The sequence below is a fragment of the Psychrobacter sp. genome (assembly GCF_035469765.1).
In the GTDB taxonomy this organism is placed as follows: Bacteria; Pseudomonadota; Gammaproteobacteria; order Pseudomonadales; family Moraxellaceae; genus Psychrobacter.
Window position 1 is genome coordinate 1 of the sequence record NZ_DATIRM010000291.1, and the last position, 3,087, is coordinate 3,087.

Consider the following 3,087-nt stretch of genomic DNA (forward strand, 5'->3'; position numbering starts at 1 on the left):
GACTTCGATATCAATACCTGCAGTACGATGGCGACTGATAATGACAGCGACCTTAATGTATGGTATATCTGAGTTTTCTATATCATTTTGCATTCGAGTAGCATTTTTAGTACTGCCACTGGTATGGCTAAAACACACATAATATTGGCTATGAGTCAGTCGATAAGGAAAACTTGATTCGTCCAAAATATCAACGATTGCTAGTTTTTTGAGCAATGATTTTAATAATAGCCGCACGCCTGCACGTTGCTGCTGGCGCTGATGATGAGCAATTTGAGGAGCTGACAAGCAAGTATTGTCTTTTTGATCATGATAAGGTTGTAGGGCACGTACTTGAGCAGTCGCACACCATGTCATCGTTGTAGTATCGAGCTCGGTATAGTGAATATCGTGTAACGTTAAGTTTTGCATAGTCTTTATATTATAGAAACTTATGGTTTATATGCGATTTATCTTAGCCTAACAAAAAGCAAAAAGCCCAACAATAGGCTTGCTGGGCTTTTTAATGCTTATAATGTCTTATGCTATAGGTTTAGTAAGACAGTTCAGCACGGCGGTTTTGTGCATAAGCATCTTCGTTCGTACCGGCAGCAGCAGGACGCTCTTCGCCATAGCTGATGACACGGATGTTATTTGCTGCAACGCCTTGTGCTGCAAGATAATCACGTGCTGCTTGGGCACGGCGCTCACCCAATGAGATGTTATATTCACGGCTACCGCGCTCATCGGTATGACCAGCAATAACCACACCCGCGTTTGGGTTAGATTTTAATAGACTTGCGTGTTGGTTTAAGACGCCCGCAGATTGTGAGGTAATCTCACTGCTGTCAAAAGCAAAATAGACAACGGCTTGGATATTTTCAGCGCCGGTAATAACTGCGTTTGAGTTGTCTACGATAACTGCACCATTGTAGCCAACTTGACCACCTGGGATACCTAGTGGAGCCACGACGACTTCAGAAGTAGCGCGCTTGGTAGCACAACCTGAGGCTAGAACAACGGCGCTTGATAATACAGCGAGGGCAGCGACTTTTGAAAAACTGGTTGACATAATAAGCTCCAAAAATTTTAATTTATTGAGTTTGTTGTTGTAAACTGCTCATGATAAAACTTAGGCAATTGCTATCTATCATATACTAAATGTTACTTTATGTAAGTACTATTACTGTAAATAATTCTAGAATTTACAAATAGATATAATCTATATCATGCCAAGATTGACCCTTTTATATAGAGTTTAATAGTGTGGTTGTTATCTTATTATAATTCACCATTACCCTTGAAATTTGGCTGTTTAGGTCAATGTAGCTTAAATTAATATATTTTGGATTAATGTCATCTTGGATGAATGTAGCCAAGAACTATTATCTATTTAATTTGTTATCCGTTTTGCTATAAATACCGTTATAAACATAACCCTCATAAAAAACAATAGGAATCTATATGTCTACCGCTGAAACCGCTGCGCAAATTATTAATCCTGATATGCCTGATGCCCCGCTCCATGCACCTAGAAAAATCAATTTAAAAGACTATCAACCGCCAAGCTTTGATGTTGAAACAGTTGATTTAGATATCAAGCTGTTTGAAGACCATGCACGTGTAGACAGTGTTTTAAAAATGGTACGTCAAAGCGCAGGCGATCTCGTTTTATTTGGTGAAGATTTAGAGCTGCTGGCTCTTACGATGAATGGTGAAGCATTGACGTCTGAGCGTTATGAGCAGTCAGCGGGTAAGCTTACGATTAGTGATGCCCCCGATGAGGTAATGTTGGCGCTTCAAGTACGCATCTGCCCGCAAACCAATACTGCGCTTGAAGGGTTTTATATGGCGGGTAGTGGTGACGATACGATGTTTGTCACCCAGTGCGAGCCGGAAGGCTTTCGTAAGATTACCTTTTATCCAGACCGCCCTGATGTATTAGCGATATTTACTACCCGTCTTGAGGCGGATAAGCGTTTTCCAACGCTATTGGCCAATGGTAATTTGGTGGAAGCGGGGGACATGATCGATGCACCAAACCGCCATTATGCGATTTGGCATGATCCGACCAATAAGCCAAGCTACCTGTTTGCTTGTGTGGTTGCTGACTTGGATGTATTAGCGGATAGCTATACGACTAGCGAAGGTCGAGAGGTGTTGCTTGAAGTATATGCAAAGTCAGCTGACATCGATAAGTGTGATGTCGCTATGCAAGCGCTCAAAGATTCGATGCAATGGGATGAAGTTAATTATGGTCGTGCTTATGACTTAGATCGTTATATGATCGTGGCGGTCAGTCAATTCAATATGGGTGCAATGGAAAATAAAGGGCTGAATATCTTTAATACCGCTTGTGTATTATCGAGCCCCGAAACCACCACTGATAGCCGTAGCTTTAGCGTTAAAGCCATTATCGCCCACGAGTATTTTCATAACTGGACGGGCAATCGTATCACTTGCCGTGACTGGTTTCAGTTATGTTTAAAAGAGGGCTTTACCGTCTATCGTGACCAATCGTTTTCAGCGGATCAGCAATCAAGTGCCGTACAGCGTATCGACGATGTCGCCACCTTGCGTGCCCATCAGTTTGCAGAGGATGCTGGACCACTGGCGCATCCTGTACGTCCTGAGAATTTTGTGGAGATTAATAATTTTTATACCACCACCGTTTATGAAAAAGGCGCTGAAATCGTCCGTATGATAGCGAATACGTTGGGAGCTGATGATTTCCGAAAAGGGACGGATGAGTATTTCCGTCGTTATGACGGACAGGCAGTGACCGTTGAAGATTTTTTATCGGCGCTTAGTATTACTAACAGTAAAGTAGAAGACTTTATCGATTGGTATCGCCAGCCAGGTACGCCAGTGGTATCCGGTCATCAAGACTATGATATTACCACGCAAACATTAACGATTACGCTGAGTCAGCAAACCCGTCATGTTAGCGGCTTTGATGCGCCAAAACCGTTGCCAATTCCAGTCGCGACGGCATTATTTGATAAAGAAAGCGGTAAAATTATCGCTGAGCGTATGTTGCTATTAGACCAAGCCGAGCAAACCTTTATTTTTGAAGGTGTAAATGCTGAGCCTATCGTATCTTTGCTA

At 42.3% G+C, this 3,087-nt stretch carries 2 protein-coding genes and 1 pseudogene; 1 reads left to right on the plus strand and 2 read right to left on the minus strand.

The window, feature by feature from the left end; translation table 11 throughout:
• A pseudogene (locus tag VLN09_RS08225) lies at positions 1–411 on the minus strand (peptide transporter); the annotation flags it as partial.
• 121 nt (positions 412–532) lie between these two features.
• Positions 533–1,051, minus strand: a complete 519-nt coding sequence (pal, locus tag VLN09_RS08230) for a peptidoglycan-associated lipoprotein Pal (RefSeq protein WP_325245441.1) — start codon at positions 1,049–1,051, stop codon at positions 533–535.
• A gap of 434 nt (positions 1,052–1,485) precedes the next feature.
• Here pal and pepN point away from each other — a divergent pair.
• On the plus strand, positions 1,486–3,087 hold a 1,602-nt coding region (gene pepN, locus VLN09_RS08235; protein ID WP_325245443.1), incomplete at its 3' end, for an aminopeptidase N.